The organism is Bartonella taylorii (assembly GCF_023920105.1).
Taxonomy (GTDB): Bacteria; Pseudomonadota; Alphaproteobacteria; order Rhizobiales; family Rhizobiaceae; genus Bartonella; species Bartonella taylorii.
Genome location: NZ_CP083693.1, coordinates 1105531 through 1120524 on the forward strand (window position 1 = coordinate 1105531; position 14994 = coordinate 1120524).

The 14994-nt window shown below is 39.2% G+C and carries 10 protein-coding genes and 2 pseudogenes; 1 reads left to right on the forward strand and 11 read right to left on the reverse strand.

The genetic code is table 11. The annotated features are described in order from the left end of the window. Positions 1–222: 222 nt before the first annotated feature. From LBE40_RS04935 to LBE40_RS08380, 5 genes and pseudogenes are all read right to left on the reverse strand, one after another. Positions 223–1212: a phage late control D family protein gene (locus tag LBE40_RS04935; protein WP_252615236.1), complete on the reverse strand. Its 990-nt coding sequence runs from the start codon at positions 1210–1212 to the stop codon at positions 223–225. Next, a complete protein-coding gene (locus tag LBE40_RS04940) occupies positions 1212–1466 on the reverse strand; it encodes a tail protein X (protein WP_155814738.1) in 255 nt (84 codons plus the stop codon). The genes LBE40_RS04935 and LBE40_RS04940 overlap by 1 nt, the downstream gene beginning before the upstream one ends. Continuing rightward, complete coding sequence (locus LBE40_RS04945; protein WP_252615161.1) at positions 1463–1924, reverse strand: phage tail protein; 462 nt, start codon at positions 1922–1924, stop codon at positions 1463–1465. The genes LBE40_RS04940 and LBE40_RS04945 overlap by 4 nt, the downstream gene beginning before the upstream one ends. Before the next feature lie 13 nt (positions 1925–1937). Further along, positions 1938–3044: pseudogene (locus LBE40_RS04950) on the reverse strand (phage tail tape measure protein); the annotation flags it as partial. Then, a complete protein-coding gene (locus LBE40_RS08380) occupies positions 3025–3159 on the reverse strand; it encodes a hypothetical protein (protein ID WP_276577402.1) in 135 nt (44 codons plus the stop codon). The pseudogene LBE40_RS04950 and the gene LBE40_RS08380, both read right to left, overlap by 20 nt. A 502-nt stretch (positions 3160–3661) precedes the next feature. On the opposite strand from LBE40_RS08380, the gene LBE40_RS04955 reads away from it, so the two are divergent. Next, a complete protein-coding gene (locus tag LBE40_RS04955) occupies positions 3662–6865 on the forward strand; it encodes an autotransporter outer membrane beta-barrel domain-containing protein (RefSeq protein ID WP_004860433.1) in 3204 nt (1067 codons plus the stop codon). Between the two features lie 547 nt (positions 6866–7412). Here the strand turns inward: LBE40_RS04955 and LBE40_RS04960 are convergent. The 6 genes and pseudogenes from LBE40_RS04960 to LBE40_RS04985 all read right to left on the reverse strand — a co-directional run bounded on the left by LBE40_RS04960 (position 7413) and on the right by LBE40_RS04985 (position 14791). Further along, positions 7413–8198: an ABC transporter ATP-binding protein gene (locus LBE40_RS04960; protein WP_004860435.1), complete on the reverse strand. Its 786-nt coding sequence runs from the start codon at positions 8196–8198 to the stop codon at positions 7413–7415. After that, a pseudogene (locus tag LBE40_RS04965) lies at positions 8195–8983 on the reverse strand (ABC transporter ATP-binding protein); the annotation flags it as partial. The pseudogene LBE40_RS04965 and the gene LBE40_RS04960, both read right to left, overlap by 4 nt. A 79-nt stretch (positions 8984–9062) precedes the next feature. Continuing rightward, on the reverse strand, positions 9063–9992 hold the full coding sequence (locus LBE40_RS04970) for an ABC transporter permease (protein ID WP_004860439.1): 930 nt from the start codon (positions 9990–9992) through the stop codon (positions 9063–9065). A gap of 2 nt (positions 9993–9994) precedes the next feature. Next, entirely contained in the window at positions 9995–11068 is a 1074-nt protein-coding gene (locus LBE40_RS04975) for an ABC transporter permease (RefSeq protein ID WP_004860441.1), read from the reverse strand. A 112-nt stretch (positions 11069–11180) separates the two neighbouring features. Further along, positions 11181–12797, reverse strand: coding sequence for an ABC transporter substrate-binding protein (locus tag LBE40_RS04980; RefSeq protein ID WP_004860443.1), 1617 nt, complete (start codon positions 12795–12797; stop codon positions 11181–11183). 371 nt (positions 12798–13168) lie between these two features. Then, positions 13169–14791: an ABC transporter substrate-binding protein gene (locus LBE40_RS04985; RefSeq protein ID WP_004860445.1), complete on the reverse strand. Its 1623-nt coding sequence runs from the start codon at positions 14789–14791 to the stop codon at positions 13169–13171. Positions 14792–14994: the final 203 nt, after the last annotated feature.

The window sequence follows — 14994 nt, forward strand, 5'->3', positions numbered from 1 at the left end:
TTGACTTTGCCACCAACATAAGCAGCAGCTGGTTCCGTAGGATCAACAGATTTTAATGTTTCTTTACAAAGTGTATCCATAATTTTTTAACACTCTTTCATCTATATTAGCCATCTTCTCATTGCTTTAAGTGATAAGAAGTGGCTGCGATGTTAAGTTATGTTGCATCGGACGGGTGTGTTCGCAAAACTATCCCCGTTGGCTGGGCAACCAGCCCAGCCTCTATTCTTCGCTGTTTTCTTTTCCCTTGTTTGGAGCTTCGAGTGTAATTTCTGTGGTGTATCCGCTTTGTTTCTCATAGCAGTGGGTGACAGTGGAAGCTTTCCATGGACCATTGATTTCGCCTCGAAACCCTTGCAATAAAAGAGGTTGATCCGCCATGATTTCTGGTCGCCCCGCAAGGGTCAAAGAACCACTGCCCACAGCACGACACAACCTATCCGACTCGGCAGCAGCAGCAGCTTGTGCTTCTTCTTTACAAGTGTAACAAGTCCGCAGACGGCGCACGGGACCGCTAAACCCTGTCTGATGTTTGACTTGGCATTGCTGCCCTTGTGAGCGATCAAAATAAAAAGCTTCAATGGTGCCATATTGCGTACGTGGCTCTAATGTGAATTCCCAGTTAGAACAGTCGTGCTTATGGATGTCGAGTGCTGGTAAATTGTCACCGCTTAAAAATAAAAACTTATTGTCTTTGATCAAAAAACGTGCCTGCATGCGGTCAGCAAGGCGGGTTAAAAAATCAACAGCTGATTGATCTGTACGAATCACATAAGGCAAAGGTTGTTTGCTAAACTGGGGACTTACCTTTGCTTGATAGCCATGGCGTTTGGCGAGTGTCTCAACAATCTCCCCAACAGTTTTGTGATCAAAATGCTCACTCACCTGTTCTTTAAGCTCTTTACGCATCGAGGCGCTTTTGCCACAAAGGCGCAAAATCTCTCCATCACGGCTACCTGAACTTACAACCGACTCCACAACAAAACGCCCCATAAAAGCACTGATGCTGTTCTCATAGCCAAAGATCACCTGCAGAGCGTTACCCGTTTGTGGAACCTCTAAATCATTGCCACTATCATCAAACTCTGCTTCAAATGTATCGGCTTCATTACCGGCATGGTCCGTAATGGTTGCGGTTAAAAGACGTTGGTAAAAAACCTCATGAACAGGTTTGTCTCCCACCTTGACCACAATAAAAGGGTGTGCGCGCATTAATCCCATAGCCGCTTCACCATGCTTTGGGGATTAACAAGAACAAATTCAGGCAGAATAACCGTTAAGCCTCGCGGTAAAAACACACCATATTTGGCAATCTCTGGATTAGCTTCCAAGGTGGCTTCTAAATAGCCTTTTAGTGCCCCAACTTGGATGCGGTCCCCTAACACAGCCATGGCATGGTGAAAGCAGATGAGATCGAGACTCATATCCTCTAACTCTACAACAACATGCTTTGCTGGTATCTTCATGGAGTTTGTCTCACTTGAGTTTGTCCCACTTGGTATTGTCCTTGTGGTTTTCCGCCACCAAAAAAGGGCAAAAGATTAATGGAATAGCGGATGCGTTGTGATTGACCAGAGCGGCTGATATAGTCGTGGTCTTTATTGACACTGGTGATCACCACGGGGCCATGGAGAAGGACACTATAGGTCGTATCATTGATCCAACGAAGCATCTGAACCGGCTTTGCCCTTCGAATGGTTTGAGTGATAGCGTCAATGGCTATACGATCACCAAATTCTTCTGGAAACAACACGCCATGAATAGTTTTTGCATCATTGCCATAGCCGGTAAATTGCAAACTGGGTGCCTTACCAAAACGCTCCATACAAACCCATGAGGCAGAAAACTCTTCTTCAAAGGATTGGAAATTCAGCCAGTCCACATAAAATTGATGCGGACCTAACATCATCAAAGGATCTCTCATAGGCTCCCTCCCCTCATTCTGTTCCTCCATGCAGAGCATTGGCACGTGCGCGTTGAATGGCGTGAGCAACCGCACGACCGGTGGCAACAGGATCACGAGCGCCATTGACTTGCACTGTGACATTTTGATTGTGCGTGGTGGTGGAGCGGTCTTTCTCTCTGTGCTCTCTACCCGATGGATTTGCATGCCCCGCCCCCGCAAATTGTGCAATCGGTTGAATGGCTGTTTTGCCCCCAAGCCAACTTGGCAAATGAAACAGATCTGATAAATCAACGCTGCCAATCCATTCTCTGATGCGGCTTGGTAAAGATTTAAAAAAATCACTCAACTTTGTGATGGGTGCCATAAAGCCATCAACAATCCAATTGGCCAAGTCTTCTCCCGCTTGTTCCATACCGGCTTTGGCATCATCAGAGAGCGTTTCGCGGGCAAAAAAGCTTCCTAACCAGCCCCAAAAGTTGGAGAGACTTTGCTTAAAACCCTCCCACACATTGCCAAACCCTTGAGAAACAGCGCCAAGCCCATGTTTGAACTTTTGCCAATGTTCAGAGAAATCAAAAGCAGCGGCGATTATATTTTTCCAACGCGTAATGGTGGTGGTATCAGCACCAAAAAAGCGCATGACGGCTTCAAAGGCACGCCCAAGAGCGTGTGCTATTCCCCGTGCAAAGCCTTTGACAAAAGAAGAGAAACGATCCCAATATTTCCACACAGTAAAACCAGCAGCCACGATCACAGCCACAACAGCAGCAATCAGAGCCCCTATCGGGGTAAAAACAGCACCAACCACAGAAGAAATAGCCGCCCCAGCCACTTCTATCGCTGTCCCTACCAAACCAAAAGTACTCACCAATGCCGCACCTGAAACCGCGATCCCCCGAAACGCAGCCACCAATAAAGTCATTGGTCGCAAAAGTTTGAGTGAACTTGCCCCAAGCCCTGCCATCAATAGTTTCAAGGAACGCCCTGAAGCTGCTAAGCCTCGCCAGCTTGTTTTAAGCTTACCGCTCACACCAACAAGTTTGATCAAAGAGCCTATCAACTGTAGCAAGCCAAGGCGTGTCCCAGCAAAGGCAAAGCGCAACACACGCAGAGCAATGTTAAAAGCCATCAGAAATGCCTGCTTGATTGAGTTTAAAGACATTGCGTAATTTGGCAAAGCGTTTACCAATCTGATCACCCATCATATCAAAGGCGACAGCTGCTTTCGCAGCATAAATACTGTGGCTTGACACTAAATTTTGTACCAATTTATTTTTTCAAAGGGTTTTAAAGGAGCTCTCAAAAAAACCTTTATAAACATTCCTAAAACTTTTTGATTTTTTATAAGAATTTCTTAAAAAATCTTATCCTTTTATTAATTTTGAAATGGCAAAATCTAAACTATTTTTAGTATCTTTCACATTCTTTTCTTTTTTATCATAAGCTAATTAAGATTGTACTAAATGATATTTAATATTAATAAAATATTTTATAACATAATGATATGAATTAATAATATTAAATTGATAAATTTTATAGTTTATAATAATATCTTACATAGAATATATAAGTAAAATTATAAAAATATTTTAGTAATAAATTTGTATTATAAAAACATTATGTATTTTATACATTGTTATTATTATGCTTTACATAGAAATAGAAATAATATATTTGTATTTAAAAATAAGCATCCATTTATTATCCTTCTTATAGCGGGAGACTTGTGGGAGTTATCAGGAGAAATAATATATTATGTATAAAAAATACCCTTTATCGTGTACAATTGCTACAATTATGATGCTCTCTAGTGTCCCTTTTAGCGCGTATGCTGCTGAACTTTTAGCTAACGCTGGAGAAGATATAACAGGTACCACGGGCGCAACTTATGAAAAAATTAAGGCAACAAGCACCGGTATAATCCATGGTAAAAGTTTAAAGGTTATTGGCCCTCTGACTCATTGGCAAACACCTTCTATAGCTGCTAATGGCGAACAAATAATAGATGAGAATGGTAACCCAGTAATGATTGATCATACTGCAGTACGTGGAACGGGTGTAGAAGCAATTGGTCCTAGCAGCCAAATTTATTTGGAAGATACAAACATTCAACGTGTAACGATTGGTCTTGATATAAAGGATAATAGTAAGATTAGAATAACTAACGGCACCATTGACGCAGGACAAAACAGTGATCGCGAAATCGCTGGCATAAAAGTTGATAATCAAAGTACCGTTGAATTAAACAATGTAAGCATTGAGGTAACAAACGGACTGGGTGGCCAAATAAAAGATGGATCTATATTAAATATGACTGGTGGCTCCGTAAAGTCTTTTAAAAGTGGCATTTCCTTTGCCGACAGTATGGGAGAAGACAACGAGCTAAAAGATGTAAAAATTAATGCCAAAGAAAATGGGATAATGACCGATGCAAGTGCTGTCACTTTAAAAAACATAAACGTTGAGAACGTACAAAAAGGTCTATATGCGGATAATGGTTCTCAAATAACAGTATCGGCTGGTTTATTCCAAGGAAAGAACCTTGGAATATATGCTGGAAACGGTAGTAATATTATTTTAAAAGATGGTGTTACAGTTCTCTCTACTCAAAATGGGATACAAGCAGAAAAACAAAAATCGAAAATTACGATGACAGGAGGAACTCTGTCCACAACTGGCTCACAATCAGCAGCCTATGCAAAATCTAGTGGACAAATTGATCTTATAGATGTTGTTGTAAATGCTGAAGGCAATGGACTACTAGTAGATGACCAAGAAGCAAAAATCACGATGACGGGAGGAACCCTAACCACAACTGGTTCGAAATTAGCGGTTCATGCAAAATCAAATGGACAGATTAATCTGAAAGATGTTGTTGTGAACGCTAGTAGTGATGGACTACTGGCAGACGATCAGGAAGCAAAAATCACAATGGTGGGAGGAACTCTAACCACAACTGGTTCGAAATTAGCGGTCCATGCAAAATCAAATGGACAGATTAATCTGAAAGATGTTGTTGTGAACGCTAGTAGTGATGGGCTACTGGCAGACGATCAGGAAGCAAAAATCACAATGGTGAGAGGAACTCTAACCACAACTGGTTCGAAACCAGCGGTCCATGCAAAATCAAATGGACAGATTAATCTGACAGATGTTGTTGTGAACGCTAGTAGTGATGGGCTAAAAATGCAAGGTGATCAATCAAAGATTATACTAAAAAATTCAAAAGTTTTTGCTGATCTTTTATTAATAACCGCGGTTGATACAAAGTCCCCTGGGATATCTTACGTAACCGCAGATAACTCTACCCTAGAAGGCGGTGCAAGGATTTTAGTTAATGAATCCGACAAAGTCGATCAAACATCTCTTAGTCTGATCAACGGCACAAAGTGGCTTTTAAAAATCAGTACACAAGAAAAAGACAATGCGGGCAATCTTCTTGATATTAGCAAAAGATCACTTTCTGAAGTTTCTGTACTTAATCTCAACAATAGTTCTATCACTTTTGATTCACCAATGGAAGGTCATTATCAAACATTGCATATAGGATCTGGCAAACCAGATACCACAGCTGTCTACAATGCAACAGAGAATGCAAAAATTTATTTAAACACTGAATGGAGTGATGGCATTACAATAGGCAACCAAAAGACCGATCGCCTCCTCATTCATGGTGATGTCTCAGGCACCACAACAGTTTATTTTCAAAACCGTTTAGAAAAAGAGGCTGTAACAGCAGACGATTCTGATCCTTTAAATACACGCGGTATTTCGCTGATTCAAGTTTCTGGAGAAGCGAATGAAAACTCTTTCAAACTAGAGAATAGCTATATCGCAATAAAAGGTTTGCCTTATAAATATATACTTACTGCCTATGGACCAAAAGCAAACTATGGCCTAGCTAATGCGAACCAAAATTTGTTGGGAAGTAGTGATAATTTTTGGGATTTTCGCTTGCAAAATGCATTTCTGGATCCCGATTCAAAAGTGAAAGCAGTTCTCCCACAAGTAGCCAACTATTTTGTCATGCCAAATGCCCTATTCTATACTGGATTGACTGATATGGTTAAACAAAATGCGCTTTTATCCAGTATGAGAACATATGCCTTGGGAAAAAACAAGGAGAAAAAAACCGGATTCTTCTTATACACCTATGGAAATACAGGAACTCTATCCTCTGAGAGCAGTCCTCGTAAATATGGTTATAGCGGTGCTGATATACGCTATGCTGCTCTCCAAGGGGGCATTGCATTACCTGCATTGAAAGGGAAAAATATCACGACACATCTTGGTCTTGTAGGAACCTATGGGCAAATATCTTTCACCCCAAAAGATATGCAAGATGCTGGGAAAAGCACGCTGGATAAATGGTCACTCACAGCCTATGGCAGCATACAGCATGACAATGGGTTCTACATCGATACACTTTTATCCTATGGAATAATAAAAGGAGATATCACCAATGCCATCATTGGCAAAACTGCAGAATTCAAAAATGCGAAGATGTTGAGTATCTCCACAACCGTTGGCAAACAATTTGCAACTGGAATGGAATCTTTAACCTTCGAACCCCAAATACAACTTGCCTACCAACATTTGACATTCGATACTCTTTCAGATGCTGATGGTTTTAAAGTTGATATGAATAATCCTCATCAATACTTAATCCGTGTTGGAGGGCATTTGACAAAAACCGTTGTCACCACCCAAAAGGGTCGTTTCATTTCCTTCTATGGAAAAGTAAATGCGATCAAAACTTTTGGCGATGATAAAGCGATACATATTGATAAAAATTATCAACTTGACACTATGGGAACTGCTATTGAAGGCGGACTTGGCATCAATGCACAATTATCTCAAAACATCTCACTTTATGGCGATGTCAATTATCAACAAAAGCTTCAAAAAACTGGTATATCCGGAGCGAATTTTTCAGGCGGAATACGCTATCAGTTTTAAAATACAAGACTGTAAAAACAAATGTATTTTATTCCATTTTTCTTAACAAAAAAAGGCAGCCAAATGTGCTGTCTTTTCTATTTATAAAATCTGTTTTTCTCTCTTTTAAGCACAAGCAAAATATTTTGAAATTATCATGTATGATTGAAAAATTCTCACAACAGATTCTTCTTTTTCAAAGAATAGAACTTAGCATTTCTCGATAAATAAGCCATAAAAATAAAACTATGCTGTAAATACAGCATTATTTTATTATCTTGTTATTTTTTATAAATTTAAATCTCAAAACTCCACAACAAAAACTGCTGAATATAAAATTATAATCAAAAAATAGTATAACGATATCAGATAATTAATTTACTCTATAAGTCATCTGTATATCTCATAATCCAGTACGCCTCACAGAATAAAAATATATAGGATAAAATTCTCTACGCAAATTTATAGCGAAAAAACTCGGGACTACAAAAAATCTATATTGTAAAGACGATATCGAATATCTGCAAAGACTTAAAACAGAAAAAACTTCCACTTTTTTCTGTAAAACCTATCCTACTCGTGCTTCTTTATAAGCAATTGGATCAATACTGGCTTCAAAAAACATCTTTGTATAGTCATTGTGCGCGTGTAAATTGCGCAAATCGTTATTGCTAAGCTCTTCAAGAATAATCCCTTTATGCATAATTCCAACACGTTCACAGATGTGTGCAACAACAGCAAGATCGTGGGATACCATCAAATAAGTGAGTTTTTTTTCCTCTCGTAACGATTTCAACAAGTTTAAAATTTCAGCCTGTACCGACACATCCAATGCAGATGTCGGCTCATCAAGCAGTAAAACCTCTGGCTCAATAATCAAAGCACGTGCAAGAGCAATACGCTGACGTTGTCCTCCAGACAACTCATGCGGATAACGATAAAGAAAGGAAGAATCTAAACCAACTGAATTTAAAGCATCACGCACCCGCTCTTTTGGATTATCCATACCATGGATTTTGAGAGATTCAGAAAGAACCGTATGAACCATTTTTCTTGGATGAAGCGAAGCATAAGGATCTTGAAAAACCATTTGAATACGGCGCAGAAAATTCTTATTTCTTTTTTTTGCTACTTCCTCTCCATCAAAAATGAACCGCCCATTATAGTCTGGAATAAGCCCAACCAATGCATTCAAAATGGTTGATTTTCCACACCCTGATTCACCAATCAAACCATAAGCTTCACCACGCTTAATATGAAAGTTGACATTTTTAACAACCGTCACTGCCTTATGCCTATGTCCAAAGGTCACATATAAATGAGAAACATCAATAATATTCTCACAATTGGTCATGGGGTAACTCCTTCAACACCATTAACAATCGTAGGATTGTGCAACCAATCAGGGTCACGTTCAGGAACAGCCAAAACATTAACAGGTTTATCAAGCCGTGGCAAACTCGCTAGCAGAGCTTTAGTATAAGGATGACAAGCCCGAGACAAATTACACGCAGGCAATTCTTCTAACACGCGGCCTGCATACATAACCAAAACACGATCACAAAAATCAGCAATCATATTCAAATCATGACTAATAAAAATCAGTCCCATTCCAGATTCAGTCACTAGCTCATCCAACACTGATAAAACCTGACGCCTTACTGTAATATCAAGCGCAGAGGTTGGCTCATCCGCAATAATTAAATCAGGTTTGGGAATGAGCATCATAGCAATCATAACCCGCTGCCCCATCCCCCCCGATATTTCATGAGGGAATAATCGCATCACATGTTCTGGATCACGAATATGAACAGATTCTAACATAGAAATCGTCTTTTCTCGCGCATCAGCTTTTGAAACACGGTAATGAATACGATAAGCTTCCATAATCTGATCCCCAATCCGTATTAGTGGATTAAGTGAATATTTAGGATCCTGTAAAATCATTGAAATACGCTTACCTCGGATAGCCCGCATCTGAGATTCACGCGCACTCAATAAATTGACATCATCAAAGCGCATTTTTTTAGCTTTGACAATTGCTGATTTTGGACTCAACTTGAGTATCGCGCGCCCAGTCATTGATTTTCCGGACCCAGATTCTCCAACAATTCCGATTTTTTCTTTTCCTACGGAAAAGCTAACACCACGCACAACTTCTGAAATGCCACGTCTTGTAGGAAAAGAAATACGTAAATCTTCTATCTCTAATAATTTTTTAGCCATTGCGTGGATCCAATACATCACGAAGCCCATCACCTAAAAGATTGAAGGCAAGGCTTGCTAACAATATCGCGCAACCTGGTATCGTCGCCAACCACCAATTTGTCATCAAAAATTCACGGCCAGACGAAAGCATTGCACCCCATTCTGGACTTGGGAGTTGAGCCCCCAATCCCAAAAAACCAAGACCAGCAGCTGTCAAAATAATTCCAGACATATCTAACGTTAACCTTACAATCACTGAAGGAATACACATCGGTGCAATATGAAACAAAATAATCCGCCAAGTAGAGGCACCCTGTAAGCGAACTGCAGAGACATAATCAGATGAACGTATCGTCAAAGTTTCAGCACGCGCTAAACGCGCTATTGATGGCCATGCTGCAATTGAAATTGCAATAGATGCATTTTCAATACCTGGTCCCAAGGCGGCTGAAAAAGCAAGAGCTAAAATCAAACTTGGAAAAGCGAGAAAAATATCGACAATGCGCATGAGAACGGTATCAACCCATCCCCCTATATAGCCAGAGACAGTCCCAACGATCAACCCTATTGGCCCCACAATAATTGTAGTAAGAAAAACAATATAAAGAGTAATACGCGCACCAAAAACGATGCGACTAAAGATATCACGCCCCAATTCATCCGTTCCAAAATAATGCAACATAGATGGTGGCTGCAATCGGTGAACAAGATCATTGCTAAGAAAATCATGCGTAGCAATCCAAGGAGCAAAAAATGCACATATAACAATAATACAAATAATAATCAGACCAATTAAAGCCGAAAAATTATGAAAAAATTTAATCAATGCATGATAAATCTTTTGCACATTTGCTTGAACTATTGACCGTGGAACAGACTCATTTAACCAACGCCCTAAAGAAAATGACGATTGCGATTTATGATGATTAAGTATTGTCATATTCAGCGTGTCCTTGGATCAAAGATTCGATAAAGCAAATCAGAAAATAAATTAATGGCGACAAAGAGAAACCCTACAAGCATAGTACATCCGACCACTGCATTCATATCTCCTGCTAAAAGAGCATTCGTCAAATAATGTCCAAATCCAGGCCAAGCAAAAACTGTCTCCGTTAACACAGCACCTTCTAACAAAAAAGCGTAAGAAAGCGCGACAACAGTAATAATCTGAACAGCAGCATTGCGAAAAGCATGCCCCCACACCGTTCGAATCCAAGATAACCCTTTCACACGCGCAGTAATGATATATTCTTGATTGAGCTGTTCAATCATAAACGCACGAGTCATACGACTAATATAGGCCATAGCACCGAAAGCTAATATTAAAGCAGGCATAATAATATGACTAAAGGCATTAGAAAAAGCATCCCACTGTCCTTGTCTAGCAGTGTCCCAAAGAAAAAAACCTGTTTTGGGCTCAAAAGAATATTCATAAATAAAATCAATCCGTCCTGGACCTCCAATCCAGCCAAGCTTGGCGTAAAATATTAATAGCGCCATTAACCCAAGCCAAAAAGTCGGAGTAGAATAACTCAGGAGTGTAAAAGTACGCACAAAGTAATCAATAAATGAATCGCGATACATTGCTGCAAAAACACCAAAAGGAATACCAAGACTCGTACCAATAACAATAGCAACTGTGGCGAGCTCTAATGTTGCAGGAAATACGCGCATAATATCTGTTAAAACAGGGCGCCCCGAGGTTAAGGCATCTCCAAAGTCAAACAAAAATATATTACGAAGATAATTCCAATACTGAACAGTCAATGGCTTATCAAGACCCAACTTATAAAACATTACATCATAAGCTTCCTGACTGATATTATCACCAAGAATAGCAAGAACGGGGTCTAAAGGAAGAAGATGACCAATAAAAAAAGTGATGGTGACCAAACCAAGCAACGTCACAAAAACTGAAATAAGTAACTTCAGTCCCTTGAAAAAAAAATCCCATACAAACATTTTTTTCTGCTTCTGTGATACAGCTCTTTCAGATTCCGAAAATGGCAAAACCATTATAATATCCCCCTCCATAGCTACTAAACATAAAGCTCACACCTTTTTATAAAATATCAAGCAAACCCTAATCAAGAATGCTCGACAATCTTTCTTCATACAAAGCCCGTTTCTATTTTTCTGCATCATTGTAGTAAAGCCTAAAACTGTTCCAAACCCACTTTTTCACTGCAGGTCCCATACCAACAGTATAATATGTCTGAAATAAATAAACCATAGGACCATGTTCAAGCACATAATGTTGTAAAGCACGATATTGTAAAATACGCTTCTTTTGATCTTGCTCAAACAAAGCATCCGTTACCATTTTATTGATATTTTCATCATAATATCCAGCACGCCAAGCCAAATACATATTGTGCTTTTTTGTAAAGGTTGGATCAGGATTAAAAACGTGATTTAATGAAGCGGGATGTCCATCAGGATCAGCACTCCCCCACCCCATAATAGCAGTATCGTAATTTCCACCACGCACACGGCTCAATAACTGATTTTGTGCCATTTTTTCAATTGTGAGTTCAACACCAATTTTACGCGCATTGGATTGAATAGATTGCGCAACAGATGACATGTAACTAAGGCTACCAACTAAAAGATTAGCCTTAAAACCATTAGGGTAACCGGCCTCATTTAACAACTGTTTTGCCTTTTTAAAATCTAACTTAAATGGCAATCCCTCTTTTTCATCCAAAGCGCCCGGAACACCTAATGACATATAAGTCGCACGTGGAATCGCAATACCCTTTAAAACAGTTTTTCCAAGACCTTCATAATCAATAAGATAGCGCATCGCCAATCTTACTTTTTCATTAGCAAAAATTTCTTTCTTATTATTCAACGACAAATAAATAATCTGTGGTCGCAAAACGCGGCTAATTTTAACTGGCCCCCCCTGTTTTTCAATATCCAAAATATCTTCTGAAGAGAGATCACGCGCTATATCCACGTCACCTTTTTCCAAAAGAAGTCTTTGACTCGCTGAATCAGCAACATGCTGCACGACAATCTGCCTAATTTTAGGTATATCTCCCCAATAATGTTGGGTCGCCTGTAAGATAACTTTCTCTCCTGGAGACCAATGTACCAATTTATAAGGTCCAACACAAGCCGAATGCGTAGCTAAATATTTATTACCCATATCTCCGTTAATACTTTCTACTTCAATTGTTTGCCGATCAAGCAAAGCAGAAGCATAGGACTGCCCAATAACAGTCAATATAAGCTGGATAGGATAAGGTTTATCTAATTTCAGTTGTAAAGTTTTATCATCAAGAGCTTTAATATTTGTTTCAATATTGTCTTTGGTAAATCCATAGTCCATCAAAGATTGAGCATAGCTCAATCCTAATTTAATAATCCGTCGCATTGACCATACAAGATCCTGCGCTGTCGCCTTCCTTCCATCATCAAACTTTAAATCATCACGAAGATGAAAAACAATTCTTTTTCCGTTATCTAAAACATCCCAAGATTTGGCCATAGCAGGACGAACTTTTGTAGGATCGTGCTTATCATACTGTACTAACGCACTGCAAATATTCGTCAATAATTCACTCGTTACCACCTCAACCGATTGAGCAGGATCAAAACTGCTAATTGAATCAATATTCCATGCTATCACCAATGTATCTTTAGATGAAGCACTGAATGCTGATGGTAGAGATCCATTTAAGAAACCAATTGTGCTTAACAAAATACAAAAAATTTTTAACATTCTTTTTTTTCTCATTTTACCCCTTCCTTTTGCATTTCATTTCATCTTTCTCACACAAAGTGTTTCTAATGCCTTTCTTTCATCTCTTGAGCTACATAGCGTAAGACGTTAACTGCGCTTGTCAAACATTCCTAAAACAGACTCCCAACCATCAACCTATAATCAGGATACATACTCTCTGTACCAAGATGAACAAAGATCTCCAGAAATGTGACTTTTCATACTTATCAACATCACTTCCCCTATACTGACCTTCATCACAATATTGTACAAAAGGCCCCCGCAATTTTATGCTTTAAAAAACTTTAGCAAAGAATCTCTGCGGGGGAAATATTTCTCATCATTTGCATCGCGATCTTTTTGTATTTACAATACTTAATACGCGCTTATTTTTCAATTGCACTATAAAAAATACGTGGCGCGCTATTCCAAACCCATTTTTTAATATCGGGTGTCATAGCGACAACACTATATTTCTGAAAGATAAAGGCATAAGGTCCTTTTTGCATAAGTTCACGCTGCAAGTCAGCATATATTTCTACTCGTTTCTGTGGATCTTTTTGAAACAATGCTTCATCAACCTTTTTATTCATCTCTGTGTCTAAAAAACCATGTTGCCAACTCGGATAGGCTGTATTTTTAACCTCAAACCGATTATCTGGGTTATAAATAAGGCGTGAAGCCATTGTATGAGGATCAGCAGAATCATTATTCCATCCAACAAAAATTGTATCAAAAGCACGTGCATAAAGTTTTGAAAATAACTGCGTACCAGCCAAACGTTCAATTTTAAGATGCACTCCCACCTTTGCTGCATTATTTTGGAGAGACTGTGCTATTGACAACGTATAAGGAGAGCTCCCTACCAAAAAATTTACCTCAAAACCTTTCGAATATCCTGCTTCCGTTAAAAGCTGCTTGGCTTTTTGAAGATCAAGCTTAAAGGGCTGCCCTTCTTTTTCATCCAAAGCGCCAAGATTACCAAGTGGAATAAAGCTTGCACGTGGGATACCAACACCTTTGAGAAGGGTCTTTCCAAGACCTTCATAATCAATAAGATAGCGCATCGCCAAACGCACTTTCTCATTGGCAAAAATAGGATTTGTCGTATTAAACCCCCAATACATCATGGATGGCTCCAACACTTTTTCAACCTTAATATCCGTTTTTGCTTGGAGATCTGCCAGATCCTCAGGTGTCAAATTACGCGCAACATCAATATCGTGCTTTTGCAATAGTAAGCGTTGCGTTCCTGGCTCTGCTACATGGCGAATTAAAATCTTCTTCAATTTAGGTGCTTCTCCCCAATAGTTAGGACTTGCACGCAACAAAATAGCTTCTCCAGGGCGCCAGCTACTTAACTGATAAGGACCAACACAGGCAGCATGACTAGCTAAATATTGGTTTCCCATATCACCATCTTTTTCATGTTTCATAATTGTTTCACGATCCAGCAAGGCAGTAGCACGACTTGCAACAATATTGTTAAGAATAAGTTCTACTGGATAAGGCTTATCAAATTTCATCACCACCGTTTTCTCATCCGGCGTTTGAAAAGCAGAATCAACATTTTGTTCTGTAATTCCATATTCATTAAATATTGCTGCATTGGCCATCTTCAACTTCACAATCCGTTTCATGCTCCAAACCAGATCATTAGCGTTAGCAGGTCGACCATCATTAAACTTCAAACCATCGCGCAAATGAAAAGTAATCACCGTACTCTGATCATCGCCTGCAACATCCCAATGCGTTGCCAAAGAAGGAACAATTTTTGCTGGGTCATCTGAAGCCGTACTAACCAAGTTATCACAAACATTGAGAACAATTTCAGCTGCATAAACGTCATTGAGTTTTGCGGGATCAAATGTATTGATTGCATCAATATTCCAAGCCATCACGAGAGTATCTGTAGGTGTTTTTGCTGAAATTTGTTGCACGAACATCCCCAGTGTAATAAAAGCAGAAAAAATAGAACTGCTGCCTTTTAGTATTTTTTTTAAGTTCATGGAATTTTCCTTTTAAATGTTATTGTATTAATTAGTTAATGTGAAATGATACTGTAAAGTTACAATAACAAAGACTGAAGAGTACGTCTTAACCACCAAGGTCATTCACTTCTGAATTTACCAGCTTAATCTCAATCAAACCACAGAAAGTACACAACACAACTTCCACCAGCCAGTATCATATACGCATTACAATATTCCTT